Origin of the sequence: uncultured Winogradskyella sp., assembly GCF_947498345.1 — a bacterium.
Classification (GTDB): domain Bacteria; phylum Bacteroidota; class Bacteroidia; order Flavobacteriales; family Flavobacteriaceae; genus Winogradskyella.
Map to the genome: position 1 here is coordinate 263,824 of NZ_CANMJY010000006.1, position 16,588 is coordinate 280,411.

21 protein-coding genes and 1 riboswitch are annotated in these 16,588 nt (G+C 33.4%); of the genes, 7 read left to right on the forward strand and 14 right to left on the reverse strand.

Features of this window, described 5'->3' with window-relative positions:
* Positions 1–41 precede the first annotated feature (41 nt).
* Together Q0912_RS10140 and Q0912_RS10145 are read left to right on the forward strand one after the other, a co-directional pair.
* A complete protein-coding gene (locus Q0912_RS10140) occupies positions 42–491 on the forward strand; it encodes a hypothetical protein (RefSeq protein ID WP_299114656.1) in 450 nt (149 codons plus the stop codon).
* A 4-nt stretch (positions 492–495) separates the two neighbouring features.
* Entirely contained in the window at positions 496–1,230 is a 735-nt protein-coding gene (locus Q0912_RS10145; protein WP_299114658.1) for an energy transducer TonB, read from the forward strand.
* A gap of 15 nt (positions 1,231–1,245) precedes the next feature.
* On the opposite strand, the gene Q0912_RS10150 is transcribed toward Q0912_RS10145, so the two are convergent.
* Positions 1,246–1,863 carry a thioredoxin family protein gene (locus Q0912_RS10150; RefSeq protein ID WP_299114660.1) on the reverse strand — a complete coding sequence of 206 codons (618 nt, stop codon included), beginning with the start codon at positions 1,861–1,863 and terminating at the stop codon, positions 1,246–1,248.
* 79 nt (positions 1,864–1,942) lie between these two features.
* On the opposite strand from Q0912_RS10150, the gene Q0912_RS10155 reads away from it, so the two are divergent.
* Positions 1,943–2,506, forward strand: a complete 564-nt coding sequence (locus Q0912_RS10155; protein WP_299114662.1) for a DNA-3-methyladenine glycosylase I — start codon at positions 1,943–1,945, stop codon at positions 2,504–2,506.
* On the opposite strand, the gene aat is transcribed toward Q0912_RS10155, so the two are convergent.
* The 3 genes from aat to Q0912_RS10170 all read right to left on the reverse strand — a co-directional run bounded on the left by aat (position 2,503) and on the right by Q0912_RS10170 (position 4,672).
* Complete coding sequence (aat, locus tag Q0912_RS10160) at positions 2,503–3,126, reverse strand: leucyl/phenylalanyl-tRNA--protein transferase (protein ID WP_299114664.1); 624 nt, start codon at positions 3,124–3,126, stop codon at positions 2,503–2,505. The genes Q0912_RS10155 and aat overlap by 4 nt on opposite strands.
* Positions 3,127–3,379: 253 nt before the next feature.
* Positions 3,380–3,757 (reverse strand): DUF3127 domain-containing protein, encoded by a 378-nt coding sequence (locus tag Q0912_RS10165; RefSeq protein ID WP_299114666.1) that lies wholly within the window; start codon positions 3,755–3,757, stop codon positions 3,380–3,382.
* Positions 3,758–3,802: 45 nt separating this feature from the next.
* Positions 3,803–4,672, reverse strand: coding sequence for a flavin reductase family protein (locus tag Q0912_RS10170; protein ID WP_299114668.1), 870 nt, complete (start codon positions 4,670–4,672; stop codon positions 3,803–3,805).
* Between the two features lie 123 nt (positions 4,673–4,795).
* Here Q0912_RS10170 and Q0912_RS10175 point away from each other — a divergent pair, with 123 nt between their 5' ends.
* Both Q0912_RS10175 and Q0912_RS10180 read left to right on the forward strand, forming a co-directional pair.
* Entirely contained in the window at positions 4,796–5,959 is a 1,164-nt protein-coding gene (locus Q0912_RS10175) for a HAMP domain-containing sensor histidine kinase (RefSeq protein ID WP_299114670.1), read from the forward strand.
* 8 nt (positions 5,960–5,967) lie between these two features.
* On the forward strand, positions 5,968–6,324 hold the full coding sequence (locus Q0912_RS10180; RefSeq protein WP_299114672.1) for a hypothetical protein: 357 nt from the start codon (positions 5,968–5,970) through the stop codon (positions 6,322–6,324).
* Here the strand turns inward: Q0912_RS10180 and Q0912_RS10185 are convergent, their stop codons facing one another.
* Together Q0912_RS10185 and greA are read right to left on the reverse strand one after the other, a co-directional pair.
* The gene (locus Q0912_RS10185; protein ID WP_299114674.1) at positions 6,325–6,714 is read right to left on the reverse strand and encodes an HIT family protein; all 390 of its coding nucleotides are present in this window, start codon (positions 6,712–6,714) and stop codon (positions 6,325–6,327) included.
* 158 nt (positions 6,715–6,872) lie between these two features.
* Positions 6,873–7,346 carry a transcription elongation factor GreA gene (gene greA / locus Q0912_RS10190; protein ID WP_299114676.1) on the reverse strand — a complete coding sequence of 158 codons (474 nt, stop codon included), beginning with the start codon at positions 7,344–7,346 and terminating at the stop codon, positions 6,873–6,875.
* Positions 7,347–7,493: 147 nt separating this feature from the next.
* Between greA and Q0912_RS10195 the strand changes: the two genes are divergently transcribed.
* Complete coding sequence (locus Q0912_RS10195; protein WP_299114678.1) at positions 7,494–7,931, forward strand: hypothetical protein; 438 nt, start codon at positions 7,494–7,496, stop codon at positions 7,929–7,931.
* On the opposite strand, the gene Q0912_RS10200 is transcribed toward Q0912_RS10195, so the two are convergent.
* The 8 genes from Q0912_RS10200 to Q0912_RS10235 form a co-directional block, all read right to left on the reverse strand.
* A complete protein-coding gene (locus Q0912_RS10200; protein WP_299114682.1) occupies positions 7,928–10,168 on the reverse strand; it encodes a TonB-dependent receptor in 2,241 nt (746 codons plus the stop codon). The genes Q0912_RS10195 and Q0912_RS10200 overlap by 4 nt on opposite strands.
* A 93-nt stretch (positions 10,169–10,261) precedes the next feature.
* Positions 10,262–10,353: riboswitch (TPP riboswitch) on the reverse strand.
* Positions 10,354–10,408: 55 nt separating this feature from the next.
* Complete coding sequence (gene arfB, locus Q0912_RS10205) at positions 10,409–10,813, reverse strand: alternative ribosome rescue aminoacyl-tRNA hydrolase ArfB (protein ID WP_299114684.1); 405 nt, start codon at positions 10,811–10,813, stop codon at positions 10,409–10,411.
* Between the two features lie 2 nt (positions 10,814–10,815).
* Positions 10,816–12,372 (reverse strand): DUF4301 family protein, encoded by a 1,557-nt coding sequence (locus tag Q0912_RS10210; RefSeq protein WP_299114686.1) that lies wholly within the window; start codon positions 12,370–12,372, stop codon positions 10,816–10,818.
* Entirely contained in the window at positions 12,338–12,937 is a 600-nt protein-coding gene (locus Q0912_RS10215) for an ATP-binding protein (RefSeq protein ID WP_299114688.1), read from the reverse strand. Before Q0912_RS10215 ends, Q0912_RS10210 begins: the two co-directional genes overlap by 35 nt.
* Entirely contained in the window at positions 12,898–13,530 is a 633-nt protein-coding gene (gene pnuC / locus Q0912_RS10220) for a nicotinamide riboside transporter PnuC (RefSeq protein ID WP_299114690.1), read from the reverse strand. The genes Q0912_RS10215 and pnuC overlap by 40 nt, the downstream gene beginning before the upstream one ends.
* A complete protein-coding gene (locus Q0912_RS10225) occupies positions 13,514–13,774 on the reverse strand; it encodes a hypothetical protein (protein WP_299114692.1) in 261 nt (86 codons plus the stop codon). Before Q0912_RS10225 ends, pnuC begins: the two co-directional genes overlap by 17 nt.
* 2 nt (positions 13,775–13,776) lie before the next feature.
* On the reverse strand, positions 13,777–14,502 hold the full coding sequence (locus Q0912_RS10230; RefSeq protein ID WP_299114694.1) for a geranylgeranylglyceryl/heptaprenylglyceryl phosphate synthase: 726 nt from the start codon (positions 14,500–14,502) through the stop codon (positions 13,777–13,779).
* Positions 14,502–15,128, reverse strand: coding sequence for a 4'-phosphopantetheinyl transferase family protein (locus Q0912_RS10235; RefSeq protein ID WP_299114696.1), 627 nt, complete (start codon positions 15,126–15,128; stop codon positions 14,502–14,504). The genes Q0912_RS10230 and Q0912_RS10235 overlap by 1 nt, the downstream gene beginning before the upstream one ends.
* Positions 15,129–15,260: 132 nt before the next feature.
* Between Q0912_RS10235 and ahcY the strand changes: the two genes are divergently transcribed.
* Positions 15,261–16,577: an adenosylhomocysteinase gene (gene ahcY / locus Q0912_RS10240; protein ID WP_299114698.1), complete on the forward strand. Its 1,317-nt coding sequence runs from the start codon at positions 15,261–15,263 to the stop codon at positions 16,575–16,577.
* Positions 16,578–16,588 lie beyond the last annotated feature (11 nt).

Sequence of the window (16,588 nt, forward strand, 5' to 3'; positions counted from 1 at the left end):
CATTTCTAGCTTTAATAATAATAATAATAATATCTGGGATTTTGAGTTGCAATGCTCAAAATCAAAGTAGTAAAGAAGAAAAAATACGCAAGGAAGTAAATAATGAGTTTGACAAAAATCTGTCGAAGTGTAGTATGGAGGTTGATGTTGTAACAGATTTTAATGGAAAGAGGGAGTTTTGGAGGGTTTGTAACCTAAAAGACAACTATCGAATTATAAAAATTGAATCTCATATTAAGGATACTTATTATCAAGAAATATATTTCGAGAAAAAGAGAGATTTAATTTATGCAAAAGAGACAGAAAACTATATGCCAAAAAATCAATTCACTCAAATGGCTTGGAATTGTGAATTCTACACAAAGAAGGGAGAATTGATTACCTTAATATCTCTTGGGCATGGGAAAACAGAAGATGATGAATGGAATCCGGAAATAATTTTTGAGATGTATAAAAGTCGACTCGAAGAGTTAGAAAAAATTAAAAAGTAACTGTTTGAAACTAATTGAAAAACATAAAGCAGCTATCATCACATTTCTTCTTACAGGAACTGTGGTTCTCGCTATGTTTAGTATTCAACTCAAACAACAAGGAGACCTCATCACCGAAAGTTATTACGAGATTGAACCAGAACCTGAAGTCTCTGAAGAAGAACTTGAAAAACCTGAAGATCTAAAAGGAGCTTCAACTAATAAAGCTTATAACGAAGACCAGGAATACAAAGACATGATGCGCAATTTTAAAACGGTAAGCGCCAATGATTTTGAGAAAACTACAAAAGCTTTAGAAGAAGCTAAAGCTAATGCAATACAAGAAGAAACCAGCTTAAATAAATCTTATGCCAATGGTAATGCATATGCCTTAAATTCTGACGAAACACAATCTTATAAAAACCTACAGGAAAAACTCAAAAAGCGTAAAGACAATCAGAAAATTGCCGATGAACATGCTAAAACCAAAAGTACGCTTACGTATTCCCTTAAAGGAAGAATCATGGAAAATTATGATATTCCAAGATATCTTTGTGAAAGTGGAGGGAAAATTGTCGTCAATATTAGAGTAAACAACACTGGAAAAGTAACCGAAGCTTCTGTAAATGGTTCTTCTAATTCTAATGACCAGTGTTTAATCGATCATGCGATAGCGTATGCAAAAGATGTACAGTTTGATAGTTCAATTAAAAAAGAACAAATAGGCACCATTACCTTTTTGTTTAAAGGAAAGCACTAATTTCGACTTCAAATGTTAATCTAACAAACTCAACAAATTATCTAAGGTAGATTGCCCTTTATCTTTATTATACCAACGTTGTAAATCTTCTTTAAACTCTGGTGTTAATTGCCCATGTTCAGCTTTATAAGTATTTACCATAGCAGTAGCTACAGTTGGTCTTGGCCCAAAAGTATTAACAACCTCATTTGTATTATTGTCTATCATTACTAGTTTAGGAATCGCACGTCCTCCATTGGTTAAAAACTGATCCATAAGAGCATCATTATCATCCCTTAGCACAATTTTATAGTCAATATTATCATTAAGTTCTGCCACTTTATTAATTACAGGCATTACATGTGCTGCATCACCACACCAGCTTTCGGTAATAACCAGCCAGGTTATATTATTGCTGAAATTTTGAATCTTAGTCTTAGCCTCCTCAGAAAGCTTCACTGTTTTGTCCCAGCGTTTCATACGTCTATCATTAAGCATCGTATAGTTAGCTAAAGCCTCTGTTTTCTCATTTCCAGTTGTTGAATTTTCCTCAACTAACTTAGTTACCAAATCGCGATAGTTCTGATAACTAGTTGACTTTTCCAGGCTTTCTGAAATTATTTTATCTACCATAGGTTGTTTTACTGTTTCCATAATACAAACTTAATACTGAACGGTCATAAATAATGTGACAATTGTTACCTTAGTAGCATAAAATTTAAAAACTTACAAGATGACAAAACATAGATGTGGATGGTGCGTTGGAGACCCACTTTACGAGGCTTATCATGATGAAGAATGGGGAGTACCTGTATATGATGATGCTACCTTGTTTGAATTTTTAACTCTTGAAACATTTCAGGCTGGCTTAAGTTGGATTACTGTCTTGAGAAAACGTGAAAATTTTAGAAAAGCGTTTGATAGTTTTGATTATAAAAAGATTGCAAATTATAAGCAAAATAAGATTGATCAATTGCTTCAAGATGAGGGTATCATCAGAAATAAATTAAAAGTTAACGCAACAGTAACAAATGCTCAGGCTTTTATAAAAATTCAAGATGAATTTGGATCGTTTTCAAAATATATATGGGCTTTTGTAGATGGTAAGCCTATTAAAAATAATTTTGAAGACTACAAAAAAGCACCTGCAAATACTCCGCTTAGCGATAAAATAAGCAAAGACCTTAAAAAGCGAGGGTTTAAATTTGTAGGTACTACTGTAGTTTACGCTCATATGCAAGCCACAGGAATGGTAAATGATCATGAGGTATCTTGCTTTAGGTATGATGAAGTTTAAAGGTATTTTATAAAATCTTGTCTGGGTATATGCTTTCCGCCAAGGCTTTCCAGATGTTTAGTATGTAACTGGCAATCAATAAGTTTATAATCAGAATTCTGCACAAAAGTGATAAAACCTACTTTACTTGCATTACTTTCCTTAGCAAACATACTTTCTCCACAGAATACTTTATTACCTAAGTCTACCCCATACAAACCACCAACCAATTCATTATTCTTCCATACCTCAACGGATTTTGCATAACCCAGTTTATAAAGCAATACATAAGCATTAACCATATCGTCAGTAATCCATGTACCCATTTGACCTTCTCTCTTTGCGGTAGCGCAATTTTCTATAACAGCTTCAAAATTTTTATTCACTGTAATTTTAAATTTATTTCCTTTTAAAATCTGTTTCATACTTTTTGAAACCTTTAATTCTTCAGGAAATATTACAAAACGAGGGTCTGGCGACCACCAAAGTATAGGTTCATCTGTATCGAACCATGGGAAAATCCCATTTTTATAAGCATGGAGCAAGCGTTCTGAAGATAAATCTCCACCAACAGCCAACAAACCTTCGCTTGTAGCTTCAGATAAGTCTGGAAATTCTATTTTTTGAGTTAAAAAATGCATTAATTAAGCATTTAAGCGATTTTTACTGTTAAATATAGTACTGTACTTTGATAGCCTAAGTTTTTTTTTGATATTTGTTTTGACCTTTATTTTATAAATTTTGTTCATCATTGCTTTTTTAAGTTTGTTTGTAAAGGTCAAAACCTAAAACCAAAATACTAAGTCCCAACTAACCATTGGGACTTTTTCATTAAAAAAAGACTTGCTTTCTATAAAAAAACAAGTCTTTAAATTTCGTCATTTTATTTAAACCTTAAAACGGTAAATCGTCGTGATCGTCTTCATTTAAATCACTTACAGGTTCAAATGCTTCAGTAGGTGGTACTGGTGGCATATCACCACTTGGTGCTTCAGCTTGTAAAGCTTCAATCCTCCAACCTTGTATAGAATTAAAATATTTTGTCTCTCCTTGTGGATTTACCCACTCGCGTCCCCTAAGATTGATATTGATTTTAACTTGCTGACCCACTTGGTAATTATTCAACAAATCTGTTTTATCTTGAACAAATTCTACCATTATATGTTGTGGATATTGCTCTTCTGTTGTCACCACAACTTCTCTTTTTCTAAATCCATTACTACCAAAGGTTTGCGTCTCACCAATCAGCTTAATTCGTCCTTGTACTTCCATTTTTTGCTTAATCTATATTTATTTAAATTTATGTTATTTTTTAAGTTACGAAAGTAATAACTTCCAGGCACTTTCTACATCTCCATAGCTCAAATAATTTTGAGCTATTTTATGTTTTTTTCTATGTGATGCTGTTTTTATATTTGGGTAGCGTTCACTAACATCTTTTATAAACTGATTAACTTCCTCTTTACTTGGTAATGCTTCAACATTAGCTAACATTCCGAGGTTGTTTCCTGTTAAAATCATACTATTTCTAACATGTTCTGGCAAACTATCAACACCTATTCCCAAGGTTCGTATGGGTTTAGGTATTTCAAAAAAGCCTTTTTTTGCTCTACTGTAGTAACTACCACCTGCTCTTGCCACTAAATCTAATGCGTCTTGGTTTATAGTATTATCTGCATTCATTACTTCGTCTGCAATATGAAGTTTTACCACCTCACATATCACCAAATTTCCTGCGCCACCTTCAGTACCTAAATGTACAATATCATTAACTTTGCATTCAAATTGCACTGGTGATTCTGCTACTCTAAAGGGTTTTACCTCATCTGAAGGTAACATGGTTAACCCTGTTTTTTCAAATTCATTAACTCCTTCAGGATATTCAGTACTACTCAAAGACATTTGGTGTACAATATCATAATTAACGACATTAATAACCACTTCTTTTATAGCTTCTACGTTCTGTAGGGTATGTTTAATTGTATTATCTCTAACACGTCTGGCAGGAGAAAATATCATTATGGGTGGGTTGGCACTAAATACATTAAAAAAACTAAATGGTGATAAATTAGGGTTACCATTAGCATCAATTGTACTTGCAAACGCAATTGGTCTTGGAGCCACAGCGCTGAGCAAATAGCCATGTAATCTACCCGTAGAAAGCGCTTTTGGATTGAAAGAAATCATGTAGTTCTTTGGTTTTCAACAAATATAATTATATTGATTTGCTAATGAAAGTAATTTGTACATACTGCTATACAATATTATTAACAGATTTCGATTATATTTAAAAAGAAATAGCACTAACTAATGACCTTTAGCTCAAACCGAAATGTAATCCGTTGGATTATTATATTATCTTCATTTATTATTGTCTCTTCAATACTTTGGAACACGTATTCTTTTTTTCAAAAATTCAAAGCTGAAGAACGCCAAAAAATGAAAACCTGGACATTTGCATATCCTGAATACACAAAATATTTTTATCAGGATAATGTTGAATTGAATGCTATTGCCGAGAAGATCGTTATTGATTCTACAGTTACCATTCCTATGGTTTTACTAGATAAAAACAATAAAGTACTAAATGAAAGAAATATAGATTCTTCAATTCTTAAAAATCCTGCGGAAATGGTTCGCTTTCTTAACAAACTCATTTCTCAAAATGAACCTATTGAAGTTGACTTACCCAATAACGAAAAAGGAAAATTATATTATGGCAATTCCCCTTTACTCAATAAATTAAAATATTATCCTCTTGCTTTATTACTCATAATAATTCTTTTTGCTGGTGTGGTCTATTTCTTTTACAGAAGTACTAAAAACGCTGAGCAAAATAAACTATGGACAGGTATGGCAAAAGAAACTGCACATCAAATTGGCACTCCCTTATCGTCATTAGTAGGTTGGACAGAAATATTAAAAACCGAAAACATCAATCCGGATTATGTCGTTGAGATTGAAAAAGACATAGACCGCTTACAAACCATTACCGAGCGTTTTAGTAAGATTGGTTCTGCCCCTACGTTAGAACATCAGGATGTTGTCGAAGCAACCAAATCGTCGTACGAATACCTAAAATCGCGTTCTTCTAAACTTATAAATTTTGAAATCGAAAGTCCAGATAAGGAAATTCCTGTGAACCTCAACGCTCAACTTTATAGTTGGACGATTGAAAATTTGGTTAAAAATGCTATTGATGCCATGAAAGGGAAAGGAGATTTAAAACTTACTATTTCTTCTGATGAAAAGCTCGTTTACATTAATATTTCTGACACAGGTAAAGGCATTTCTAAAAATCAATTCAATAAAATTTTTGAACCTGGTTACACTACAAAAAAGCGTGGTTGGGGATTAGGATTATCATTGGCTAAACGTATTATTGAAGATTACCATAACGGAAAGATAAAAGTGCTTAGCTCTGAAATTGGTAAGGGTACTACTATTCAAATAAGTTTAAAATTATTGTCTTAACTTTAGGTATGGCTATTACCAAATTTTTTACATTAAAAGAAGCTAGACTTAATAACAATTGCCCTGAGTGTTATTCTACAGATGGGCTACAAATTACGTTTAAACAAAAATTTACTGAAAACGCTTTCTATAAAGCCATTACCAATGATACGGTTTACGATATTCATTGCTATAATTGTGATACTTCTATTTTTCCAATACAATGGACAGAAGACATTGAGCGTGTTGTTGATTATCAAAAACGTGCTATAAAACCAAAATCTAAATCTATAAAACTGAAGCCTTTGGCTTGGTTAGTTATCTTATTAGATGTAATTATTGTAGTTCTTATTATATTAGTAGCAACAGGTGTTATCGCTTTATAATTACAAAAATGAAGCTATTTTTTTGGCTATAGTTTCAAACTCATCAGGATTTAATTTTTCTTTATGCGTAAAACGTGCATTTTCCATAGTATGTAACGGAATTAAATGCACATGTACGTGAGGTACTTCTAAGCCAATAACGGACATGCCAACCCGCTCGCAAGGTACAGCCTTCTCAATAGCAATGGCAACACGTCTTGAAAATTGCATTAAGCCTAAGTAAGTGGCTTCATCTAAATCAAAAATTTTATCAACCTCTTTTTTTGGTATACAAAGCGTATGACCTTTAGAATTTGGATTGATATCTAAAAATGCATAAAAATCTTCTGACTCGGCTACTTTGTACGATGGGATTTCGCCATTAATTATTTTGGTAAAAAGTGTGGCCATAGATTTAAGATTATCCTATAAAGATAAAAAGATTCCTTAACAAAGGAATCTTTTTTATGTGCAATCATATTAAAAATGTACTAACTTAATTTGTGAGCAACTTTCAATTAAAATGCATTTTTAATCTTAGTAATGCTTATTGTAAAAAGTCTGTTTCTTTATCTAGAAATTTCTAATATATCAAACTTCATTATGCCATTAGGCACTTGTATCTCTGCTATATCACCAACAGATTTCCCTAGCAGACCCTTACCTATAGGCGAGTTCACTGAAATTTTGCCTGTAGCAAGATCAGCTTCACTTTCTGCCACCAAGGTATATGTCATTTCCATGCCGTTGCTTTGATTTTTAATCTTAACAATAGATAGTGCTAATACCTTTGAAGTGTCTAATTGTGACTCGTCAATAACTCTTGCATTTGCTAAAGTTTCCTCCATTTTAGAAATCCTCATTTCTAGCATGCCCTGAGCTTCTTTAGCCGCATCGTACTCGGCATTTTCACTCAAATCGCCTTTATCTCTAGCTTCGGCTATTGCTTGTGATGCTTTGGGACGTTCAACATCTTTTAATTGATTTAATTCTTCTCTTAATTTTTTTAATCCTTCTGCGGTGTAGTAAGATACTTTACTCATAATTCATTCGTTTCTCTATATACAAAAAGACGCTGAAACGAGTTCAGCGTAAATGAAAAATCTCGCGTCAACGAGATTACTATGCAAATATATAAAATATTTACGTTATAGTTTAAATAATTGTAAATTGAACCTCAAAATTTAATAATGAAAAAGCTATCTATAATCCTATTTTTACTACTGTTTACATGTAGCGGAGATGATAACAGCAGCAGCAATTGTAATTTTCTTTTTGATGCAGGTGTTAACTTAGTCGTTAATACTAATTTACCACAGTTTAACCAATTGCAGAACAATATTAATAGTGTTTATGTATCTGGCCAGGGCAATAATGGTGTTTGGCTATTTAGACTCAATTCCTCTACGCTTCTTGCATGGGATGCCGCAGATCCTAGTCATGCACCTGAAGCATGCTCAACACTTACTGACTCTGGCACTGGAGATATTGTAGTATGTGGTTGTGATGATGCTAACCAATATAGTTTAGCTACTGGTGCTGGTCTAGAAGGTAACACACAACCTTGTACTTTACAACCATACAGAGTTGATGATTTAGGAAATAATATGTTCTTGGTTAGTAATTAAAAAATTAAAGTTACTCCTGCTAAGAAATTTGTCGTCGCTTGTGGGTAAAATCCAGAGAAAAAGCCTGTTGAAATTCCTGTAGGACTATCTGTATCTTCAAAATCAAATGACCCAAAATAACCGTTAGACACATATTTTTCGTTGAAAATATTGTTTACCAAACCTGTAAATACAATAGATTTAAAAAATGGTTTTTTCTGAGATTCCTCATTTCCTCGGAATGACATTGTATATGTAATATTTAAGTCATTTACAAAGAAACTATCTAGCTTAGATTCTGGATTCTCAGTATTACCCATAAATTGCTCACCTACATATTTACTCAATAAAGATATTTGAAGATCTTCTAAAGGCTGAAACACAATGGCATTAGCAGCAATAATCTCAGGGGAGAAAGAGATATCTGTATTAGTTAAAGTGGTATCCTCACCGTTAATAGGAACACTAATCTCACCTATTTTATTAGAGCTAATCGTCATATTGGGTTGTAGGGTTAGTTTTGATGTTACTGGTATGATTGCTTCTAATTCTATACCTAAGCGATAGCTCTCATCTGCATTTATTCTTATGGAATTGCCAACATCATCTAAAGCCCCATTTAGTACGAGCTGGTCTTCGTATAACATGTAATAAGCGTTAACATTAAAAACAAAGTTTCCTTTTTTGTGTCTCCATCCTAATTCAAAATCATTCAATTGCTCAGGCTTTATATCATTATCGCTTTCAAAATCAGTTCTGTTTGGTTCCCTGTTAGCTCTGGCATAGGAAAAGTAAAAACTGTTAGAATTGTTCAATTCATATGTAACACCAGCCTTTGGGTTAAAAAACGTAAAATCTTTATCTATTTCAAAATCTACCAGATCCGAAGTATTTCCATAGGTTTTATAAGTTACATTACGCACCTGTATATCTCCATATAAACTTAACTTCTCATTGAGTTTATAGTTAGTTTTTGCAAAAACAGATAAATCGTTTTTTAGACTATTACCATCATAATAGCGATCTCTAATATCGCTCTGGCTCGCAAATTCTGCCCAAATTACTTCACCAAAATGATCTCCATTGTAATGACTAAAGGAGCCACCAAAAATCATATCGAGTTGATCATTTTTATAGTTAGCAGTAGCATTGACGACATAAAAATCATTATCTAACCAGCGACGACGAATTAAGTCTGTTGTATTAACCGTTTCACCATTTACTGTGAGCTCCTCAAAACCATAGGTTGAAAACTCATCATCTTCTCTGAATTGTTCAAAATAACCACGACCATAAGTGTAATTTAAACCCAAGGTTGTTGACCAATTGTTATTGTACTTCTGATTCCAATGTAACTGATAATGATCTTGGCTGTAATTGTCCACTTCATTATCGTAAAATTGAGTATTCCCATCATCGTCAGTGTACTGACCTGATGGATTAAACGTACGATCTTCTCTCAGTTGTTCTGCTGTAATACCATTCCAAGCCTGGTATGTAACTTCGTTGCCACCAAAAACTATGGCTTTTACTAAGGTATTTCCATCTACATATGCACCTTGAAGAAAATACGATTTTAAATCTGCAGAAGCTCTATCTATATATCCGTCTGATGAAATATTAGATAAACGGCCTGCAATCTCAAAGTGGTCATTTAGCAAACCTGTACTAAACTTAACTGTATGCTTTCTGGTATTAAAACTCCCAAAGGAATTAGAAATCTCACCTGAAGCTTCTTTTGAAACGGCATCTGTTAATACATTAATACTAGCACCAAATGCACCAGATCCATTGGTGGATGTGCCTACACCACGCTGTAACTGTAAACTCTCAACCGATGATGCAAAATCCCCTAGGTTAACCCAAAAAGTCCCCAAAGACTCTGCGTCATTATAAGGAATTCCGTTGATGGTGATATTGGTAGACAGTGGACTAACACCTCGCACTCTAATACCTGTATAGCCTATACCTGCTCCTGCATCTGATGTGGTAACTACAGAAGGCAAAAAGTTAAGTAAAACTGGGATGTCTTGTCCCAAATTACGTTTTGCAATTTCTTTCTTGGTAACATTTGAGTGTGTAATTGGTGCTTTCTCTTTTACACGAACAGCCTTTACCAGGACTTCGTCTAGTTTTTCAACTTTAGTAGAATCTTGTTGTTTTTCTTGTCCGAATGAAGAACAAAAGGATAGCAAAAAGATGAATGTTGTTAATCCCTGCCAATTATTTTTTGAGAGATTACTGAATAAATTTTTCATTACGATTAAATAAAATAATCGAATAAAAAGAGGTCATTATTCTTGGTTAATAATTATGTTTTGATGAATGAGACACGGAAACAAGTTCAGTATAACACGTCATCTGTAATTTCCTAAACAGCATTACCTGTTCTAGGTTCAATGGGTATGATCTCAGCCACTTATTGGCACCCCTTTTTTGAGAACAGTGCAAAGATAATTCACAAATAAATAACAGCAAATGAATATGGACGAATTATTTTAATCAATGTTTGGCTTTTTACGACTTGTTTTCTTTTCAGAGTGTTTACGTTTATTATCTAATCGTTTTCGCTTTTCAGCTTTTGAAATTTTAGTTGGTTTTCGTTCTTTTTCTGGCTTTAAACTTTCTTCAACTAGCTCTAAAAAGCGTTGCGTTACTATAGTCTTATTTCTAAATTGGCTTCTACTTTCATCAGCATATAATATCAAAACTCCTTGTTTGTTTAATCTATTTTTCAAAAATGCTCTTAACCGGTTTTTTTCTTCTTCACTAAAAACGGTTGATTTTTCCAGATTAAAATACAAAACAACCTTTGATGCGACTTTGTTAACGTGCTGCCCACCACTCCCAGAGCTTCTAACTGCTTTGAATGTTAGTTCGGATTTAAGTAAGTCAACGTCCACGATTAATTAATTTGATGGGGTGCTTTTAGTAAGTCATTAACGGTTTTGACAGGATTGAAAGTAATGATTGGGACTTCTACAAAAATGGTGTTCCAATTTGCCATACTACCATTCCAAAGCCCAGGTAACTCCAAAGCTTTAAGAGCTTTACCTGCTTTAGTTTTTTTGGTAATAAAAGCAGCGTCGGCATCTACAAAGTCTTCAAGTTCAAATTTTTCGCCTTTATAATTTTTAACACCACAGACCAAATCTACTGGATTAAAATGTGTGGCATTAGTTAATATCTCTTTTTGCCACTTATTTTTAAGGTTAATTTGTGCCGATTCTACAATCTGTAGGGATAGGTTACCAAATTGATCTCTTACCCAAAATGGACCACCTCCAGGTTCACCTTCGTTTTTTACCATTCCACAGATACGAATTGGTCTATCTAATTTTTCACGTAAGTATTCTATCTTATATTTATCTAAGTATTTATGATATTCACCAGAAATTTTAATACACATTTCCTCAGACAGAAATGTTTCCATTTTATTAAACTCTTCTTCAGATATATTTGTTTTATCTAAGACATTCATATATTCAAAAGTCTTATTCTGAAGCTTTAATAAAATACCCGCTAATACCTTTTTGTACTTAGCCATTTCTTCCTTGTATTGTTTTACAACTACATTATCAATATTTTTTACAAAAATGATATCAGCGTCAAGTGCATTTAGATTTTTCAACAAAGCTCCATGGCCAGAAGGTCTAAACACAAGTCTTCCATTATCCTCCCTAAATGGTTCATCATTTAAGTTTACTGCTATGGTGTCTGTAGATTCGTGCTGATATGAAAATGAAATATCAAAACTCACTCCTGTATTATCTTCAACATATTCCTCAATGCGCTTAAATTCCTGACTAAACTTATCTTTATGGCGTTCGGATATGGTAAAATGAAGCTTTGCTTTGTTGTCATCAGAAGCGTAGATTGCAGCTTCATATAGATGCTCTTCAAACGCTGTAGAAATATGGCTGCTCTTATACTTATGAAACGGCAGAAGTCCTTTTGGTGAATTCCCGAAATTGAGTTGACTTTCATCTAACATCGCATTCACAAAATGAAGCGCCTGATCACTGGTCGATAAACTATTAAAATCAATAGATTTGGTTTTTAGGTGTTCTACCACTTGATTATAAAAAGGGAATTTTTCTATACCAACTAAAAAGAGCGCTAAATCCCTAAGGTTCTTTTTATTTATATAAGCATTTAAAGATTCTTTATTAGGATTATACTCTTTTATGAATTGAAATAAAAACTTAAACATTCTAGTAGCAGCACCAGATGCTGGTACAAACTTTAAAAGTGAAGCATTGCTTTTCTTAGTTTCAAAATGGATAATAGCTTCATCTATTTGTTTCGTATCTAAGCCTATAATACCATTACCAATAGTGGCTGCTTCGGCAATATTTGTAAAGGGTATGCCAGTTTTAAAAAGTTCTATTTGAGATTCAACTTGTTCTAAAGTTAAACCTTTGGCTTCAATTTGTTTTATGTCTTTGTCTGTAAAACTCATTTCTTTTTTGTAGTAAGTTATCAATATGCTCAATAGCTAATTTAAGTCGCTCTTGTCTATCACCTTTTAATAAAACGTAAGGTTTATTGTAGGTTTTTAGAGCAGTTTCAAAAGCTTTGAACATACGTTCTCTTTCATTGGGTTTATCTCTTAGGTCATCTGCTTCCCAGGGCGTGTCAATATAAGTTAAAAAATAAAGGTCATAAGAATTTTCTAGAGCATATGTCTCTAAAATCGGGTCACATGTCCCTGAGTAATATGCTTCACTATAAACTTTGGTTTCTAGTAAATCTGTATCACAAATTAGAACGGAATCTGTTTTTTGTGCCAATTTATTTTCAAGCGTTATTTGTCCTATGGCAATTGGCAATAAATCTTTGGGTTCACATGTTTTACGTTCGTTATTCCATTTATTCTGAAGATACTCACGTGCATACTCAGGCACCCATACCGAATTATAATGCCTTGCTAACTGACGAGACAACGTTGTTTTTCCTGTCGATTCTGGACCAAACAAAACGACTTTTATACAGTTTGCAGGTTGTTGTTTAAGTACTTTTTCCATGCTAAATATCCATAAATGGCAATAATAGTGAATCCTAAATATTGAAAACTCGTAAAAGTAAACCCTTTGTACATATACAAAGGTACAGATATGATATCACCTATAATCCAGAAAATCCAATTTTCAATCTTACGTTTTGCCATGAGCCACATTCCGACAAAAAAGATAGCAGTCGTGAGCGTATCTACATAGGCGACCCAACCATCCCATTTATCAAAAGTTTTATAAACAACATACACAAAAAAAAGTGTAGCTATAAAAATTAAAACACTAATTCTTTTCTCTTTAATTGTAGTAGTAGATATTGGTGTTACATGAATATCATCTACTTTACGTGTCCATATATACCATCCATAAACACTCATTATAAAATAATACCCATTAATCATCATGTCACCAAGCAGTTGCCATTTTAATAATAAATACACAAAAATTGACGTACTTATCATTCCTGTAGGAAATACTAAAACTTTGTTCTGTTTAGAAAACCAGACAGACAAGAATCCAAAAATCACTGCAATAATTTCTAATACAATATCTATGGTTTCAGATGCTGCATATTGACCAAAGAGAAAATCAAAAATCTGGTTCATAATCGCTTCGATCTGTTTTTACAATTTTCATTTGTAATACCGAAATAGCAACCTCTTTAAACGAACGCTTTATTTCTTGAGTTAAGAATGGCATTAATTTGTCTATGTCTCCATAAATTTGAGTACTCAAGGGGTTTTCTAATACAGTAAACTCTGAATTTCTTAACCTTTTAATAAAGTTGATAACGTGCATTTCATAATCGTCTTGCAAAGGTGATAATGTTAAATCTATAGATATATTCATTCTTACTTTTTTATCTCATTTAAAAATGTTTCATCGTCTTCAAAAGCAGTGCCTATGACAACTAAATCAGCTCCAGCTTTGTAGGCTGATGTTAACTCAGATAATGACCTGATTCCGCCTCCAACAATTAAAGGAATATTTAGCTGTTGTTTTACATTTGAAATTATTTTTGGTTCAATAGGATGAGTGGCACCGCTTCCGGCTTCAAGATAAATCAATTGCATGCCTAACAACTCTCCTGCTTTAGCTGTATCAATTATGGTTTGCAAAGCTTGTCGTTTAATAGGTTTTGTTTGACTCACACGCTCTACAGAAGTTTGTTTTCCGTTTTCAATAAGCATATAACCTGTTGGTAAAACCTCTAGAGTAGTTTCATTTATTTTAGAAACAGCTTCAACATGCTTACCTATTAAATACTCTGGGTTCCTCCCAGAAATTAAAGATAAAAACAAAATACCGTCAGCTTTATCCGTTATCTGAATGATATCTCCAGGAAATAACACTATGGGTAGATTAGAATACTTTTTTATTTCGACAACCAGAGTTTCCGTAACCCCTTTGTCTACCTCACTTCCGCCAACAAAAATATGTGTTGCAATCGATGCGTTTACTTTATCTAAGAAACCTGAAACATTTTCAACGTTCATTTTATCAGGGTCTATTAAAACGGCTAAAAGTTTTTTAGGTCTTGAAATTGATGTGATTATATTTTGATAGATACTATTCATTATGGAATTACATAAGCACAGGTAAATCCTTCAAACTCTATAAAGGCTGTATTGTATCTATACTTTTTATCTCTATAATCAATCCACGCTACGGTTTCACCATCATCTAACATAAACGGAATCACCAAAAAATGTTCTCTAAAAAGCATTCCAGGTGTTGCAAATAGTTTGTATAAAGACTCTTTAACACCCCAGATTACAGTTAATTTTCTTATATAATCTTCTGCATTTATAGTTAAATAATTAAACTCGTAATCCACAAATTTCTTAGCTATGATGCTTATTTTATGGCGTTGCATTTCAATATCAATACCCACTTCCTTATCACTAACAATAACTCCAGAAAACGTAAAGGAATGCGTTATAGAAATATGCTTACCATCCCTAAGATGAGGTTTACCATTATCATCATAAAACAAATCTTGATCTGTATAACCAAATCTTCTCAGCAAATGTCTTACGCTTAAAAAACCTCGTTGGTGGAGCTCGCTTTTCATGCCTAAAACACGTTCTAAACTATTCGGTTTTAAATCTAACGGCCTCAGTAAGTCGTCATAAGATTCTTCAATCTTCCAGATTTTAACAGTAGTTTGTGAGTTTACACTAATGGATTTGTACAGTGGCATTTAATATTCTAAATCCTATTGATTATCTTTGCATCGCCTAAGGCGAAGTTGGTTTTTTTTGATTTAGCGAATTTAGTTATTTAAGCCCTAAACCCAAAGGCAAGAACAATTTTATAAAAGATAAAAAAGAATATGAGTACTAAAACAATTGCTTACGTACCAAACAAGGTAAAAGATATGTCGCTTGCGGCTTGGGGAAGAAAAGAGATTGAATTAGCCGAAGCAGAAATGCCAGGCTTAATGAGCCTTCGAGAAGAATACAAAAACGAGCAACCGTTAAAGGGCGCGCGTATTGCTGGTTGTTTGCATATGACCATCCAAACTGCTGTATTAATTGAAACATTGCAAGCCTTAGGTGCTGAAGTTACCTGGAGTTCATGTAATATTTTCTCTACTCAAGATCAGGCGGCGGCGGCCATTGCTGCTACAGGAACAGCTGTATATGCGTGGAAGGATATGACAGAAGAAGAGTTTGATTGGTGTATAGAACAAACGCTTTTCTTTGGAGAAGATCGTCAACCCTTAAATATGATTTTAGATGATGGTGGAGATTTAACCAATATGGTTTTAGATAAATACCCAGAATTAGCTGCTGGTATTAATGGTCTTTCTGAAGAAACTACAACTGGTGTTCATAGATTATACGAGCGTGTAAAAAATGGAACTTTACCAATGCCAGCAATCAATGTTAATGATTCGGTAACAAAATCTAAGTTTGATAACAAGTATGGTTGTAAGGAATCTGCCGTTGACGCAATCCGTAGAGCAACAGATATTATGCTTGCTGGAAAACGTGTAACTGTTTGTGGTTATGGTGATGTTGGTAAAGGAACGGCTGCATCTTTTAAAGGTGCTGGTAGTATTGTTACTGTAACTGAAATAGATCCTATTTGCGCATTACAAGCCGCAATGGATGGTTTTGAAGTAAAGAAATTAGAAACTGTTATCGGTAATACGGACATTGTTATTACTACTACAGGTAATAAAGATATTGTACAAGGACATCATTTTGAAGCTTTAAAAGACAAGGCTATTGTTTGTAATATTGGGCATTTTGATAACGAAATTGATATGGCTTGGTTAAATAAAAATCATGGTCATACCAAAGACACCATTAAGCCTCAGGTAGATAAATATACTATCAATGGAAAAGATATTATCATTTTGGCTGAAGGTCGTTTAGTGAACTTAGGTTGTGCAACAGGTCATCCAAGTTTTGTGATGAGCAACTCGTTTACCAATCAAACTTTAGCTCAGATTGAATTATGGAATAATATAGAAGCTTATGAAAACAAAGTATATATGTTACCAAAGCATTTAGATGAAAAAGTTGCAAAACTACATTTAGAAAAAATAGGTGTTGAGCTTACCGAATTACGTGAAGAGCAGGCAGAATACATTGGTGTTACTGTTGAAGGGCCTTTTAAGCCCGAGCATTATAGATATTAAGATTATTCCTG

What these genes read in the sequence shown, in the direction of transcription:
- Q0912_RS10170 (WP_299114668.1), bottom strand. Translation starts at nt 4,672, where the DNA reads ATGATTTCTTTCAATCCAAAAGCGCTTTCTACGGGTAGATTACATGGC.
- Q0912_RS10225 (WP_299114692.1), bottom strand. Translation starts at nt 13,774, where the DNA reads ATGAATATATCTATAGATTTAACATTATCACCTTTGCAAGACGATTAT.
- greA (WP_299114676.1), bottom strand. Translation starts at nt 7,346, where the DNA reads ATGAGTAAAGTATCTTACTACACCGCAGAAGGATTAAAAAAATTAAGA.
- aat (WP_299114664.1), bottom strand. Translation starts at nt 3,126, where the DNA reads ATGCATTTTTTAACTCAAAAAATAGAATTTCCAGACTTATCTGAAGCT.
- Q0912_RS10210 (WP_299114686.1), bottom strand. Translation starts at nt 12,372, where the DNA reads ATGAGTTTTACAGACAAAGACATAAAACAAATTGAAGCCAAAGGTTTA.
- Q0912_RS10155 (WP_299114662.1), top strand. Translation starts at nt 1,943, where the DNA reads ATGACAAAACATAGATGTGGATGGTGCGTTGGAGACCCACTTTACGAG.
- Q0912_RS10185 (WP_299114674.1), bottom strand. Translation starts at nt 6,714, where the DNA reads ATGGCCACACTTTTTACCAAAATAATTAATGGCGAAATCCCATCGTAC.
- Q0912_RS10200 (WP_299114682.1), bottom strand. Translation starts at nt 10,168, where the DNA reads ATGAAAAATTTATTCAGTAATCTCTCAAAAAATAATTGGCAGGGATTA.
- Q0912_RS10150 (WP_299114660.1), bottom strand. Translation starts at nt 1,863, where the DNA reads ATGGAAACAGTAAAACAACCTATGGTAGATAAAATAATTTCAGAAAGC.
- Q0912_RS10175 (WP_299114670.1), top strand. Translation starts at nt 4,796, where the DNA reads ATGACCTTTAGCTCAAACCGAAATGTAATCCGTTGGATTATTATATTA.
- Q0912_RS10235 (WP_299114696.1), bottom strand. Translation starts at nt 15,128, where the DNA reads ATGCCACTGTACAAATCCATTAGTGTAAACTCACAAACTACTGTTAAA.
- Q0912_RS10195 (WP_299114678.1), top strand. Translation starts at nt 7,494, where the DNA reads ATGAAAAAGCTATCTATAATCCTATTTTTACTACTGTTTACATGTAGC.
- pnuC (WP_299114690.1), bottom strand. Translation starts at nt 13,530, where the DNA reads ATGAACCAGATTTTTGATTTTCTCTTTGGTCAATATGCAGCATCTGAA.
- Q0912_RS10230 (WP_299114694.1), bottom strand. Translation starts at nt 14,502, where the DNA reads ATGAATAGTATCTATCAAAATATAATCACATCAATTTCAAGACCTAAA.
- Q0912_RS10165 (WP_299114666.1), bottom strand. Translation starts at nt 3,757, where the DNA reads ATGGAAGTACAAGGACGAATTAAGCTGATTGGTGAGACGCAAACCTTT.
- ahcY (WP_299114698.1), top strand. Translation starts at nt 15,261, where the DNA reads ATGAGTACTAAAACAATTGCTTACGTACCAAACAAGGTAAAAGATATG.
- Q0912_RS10180 (WP_299114672.1), top strand. Translation starts at nt 5,968, where the DNA reads ATGGCTATTACCAAATTTTTTACATTAAAAGAAGCTAGACTTAATAAC.
- Q0912_RS10215 (WP_299114688.1), bottom strand. Translation starts at nt 12,937, where the DNA reads ATGGAAAAAGTACTTAAACAACAACCTGCAAACTGTATAAAAGTCGTT.